Source organism: Arthrobacter sp. UNCCL28, assembly GCF_900102805.1.
Classification (GTDB): domain Bacteria; phylum Actinomycetota; class Actinomycetes; order Actinomycetales; family Micrococcaceae; genus Arthrobacter; species Arthrobacter nicotinovorans_A.
In genome coordinates this window covers 1-1669 of sequence record NZ_FMWE01000020.1, presented here as the reverse complement: position 1 = coordinate 1669, position 1669 = coordinate 1, and the positions used below count along the sequence as shown (strand labels likewise).

Sequence of the window (1669 nt, the reverse complement as noted above, 5' to 3'; positions counted from 1 at the left end):
CACCCGGGAGGGTGTGGGAGAGTAGGACACCGCCGGACACACATTAGGCAAGAGCCCCGACCACAGGTCGGGGCTCTTCCCCTTTAACCACCACACGGCAAACCAAACCAGGCAAGTCGCCAGGAACCAGGCTTGTCCCAGTGGTCCGAACAATATCCACCCCGAAGGACAGTCTTAAGCTGAGTACGGCTTGTTCTAAACTGCCGACGTCGGGATGGAAGAGATGGACCGAAACACGCAATCACTGCCGTCATGGACTTTCCGTTCGGGGAATGCGGAAGACCACCCAGGGTGTGCAGACCTATGGATGCAGGCAATTGCCTTTCGTGATGGCACACGCCCGGATCCCGACGTGAAACGCAAGGCGTTGACGAAACTAACCTCCCCGGGGAGCGTCCTTTCGATCGTGGAAAGCCGTTCAGCGATCAGCGGGTTTGCACTGGTCTTGGAAGACACTCAGGGAGGTTCCTCCCGCACGGCCCACCTCTCGCTGCTTGCCGTGAACCCGTCCATCCAGGCCCGTGGAGTGGGGCGCGCCTTGCTGGCCAACATCACTCGGGTGCTCATAACAGAGGGTTTTACCTCGGCCTCGCTCAGGGTTGTGAGTGACAACCTGCCTGCGCGGAAGCTGTACGAAGCGGCCGGTTGGAAGGCTGCAGGTCACGGAGTCTTCGAAAACTCGGGACGTCCCTGCATCCATTACCAGCTGAGCTTGACGGACAACGGGCTATAGCCGGGTGACCGTGCCAGCAGAGGCAGCGCAGCACTCCCGTGCAGTGTCACCTCGCTGGCGGTCGAGTTCCTGACGAATCAAGCACCGGATGATTTCGCAGCCTTTGCAGCTGCCTTGGCCGCTTGCTTGCTGGCGCGTACTTTGACCAAGCACTGTGGATCGACGATGTCGGCCACGGACAAGTATGATCCTTCCTCGCCGTAGTGGCCGGCGGCTTCACGCCACCCCTGGGCTTGTAGACCGCACTGCTTGCCCAACAGCGCCAGGAAGATCTTCGCCTTCTGTTCGCCGAAGCCTGGCAATGCCTTCAGCCGGCGGAGTACCTCGGGACCATCCGGGTTGCCACGGGTCCAAATTGCTGCGGCATCCCCGTTCCAATCGCTGTGCACCGTTTCGGCCAGGGCCTGCACTCTGCCGGCCATCGATCCAGGGAAGCGATGGACTGCCGGCTTCTCCTTGAAGACCTCAACGAAGCCGGCGGGGTCGTGCTCTGCGATGACAGCAGGTTCCAGCGACCCGAGCCGGGAGCGGATCTTCTCCGGACCGGCAAAGGCCGACTCCATGGTGACTTGTTGATCGAGCAGCATGCCTGTGAGCAACGCAAAGGCGTCGTCGGTGAGCAGTTGGTCGGCGGCGGCATCTCCGGTGATGTGCAGTTCCATGCTTTCCATCCTCCCACCAGGTGGAGTCGACGTCATGGGTCCCACCTCTTGTGACCGCGGACGTGGCACACATCGGGCCCGGCAACTGTCGGCTACCTGCTGTTGGTGGGGGTTGGTGTTCGACGGGGGTTTGGTGGGGGTTGTGGGGGTGGTTGGGTGTTGGGTGGGGTGGTGTGTGGGGGGTGGATTTGCGTTGGGGGTTGGGGGCGTGTATTGTTTTCTGAGTCGCCGGGTGCGAAACGGAAAGCCGGAAGGTGTGTACGGTTCGGTAGGC

Annotated in this window: 2 protein-coding genes; one reads left to right on the top strand and one right to left on the bottom strand. The window is 61.5% G+C overall.

The features are described from left to right. The first annotated feature begins 367 nt into the window (after window positions 1–367). Entirely contained in the window at window positions 368–733 is a 366-nt protein-coding gene (locus tag BLQ01_RS22030; protein ID WP_175493523.1) for a GNAT family N-acetyltransferase, read from the top strand. 77 nt (window positions 734–810) lie between these two features. On the opposite strand, the gene BLQ01_RS22025 is transcribed toward BLQ01_RS22030, so the two are convergent. Further along, window positions 811–1404, bottom strand: a complete 594-nt coding sequence (locus BLQ01_RS22025) for an HhH-GPD-type base excision DNA repair protein (RefSeq protein ID WP_091554456.1) — start codon at window positions 1402–1404, stop codon at window positions 811–813. Window positions 1405–1669 lie beyond the last annotated feature (265 nt).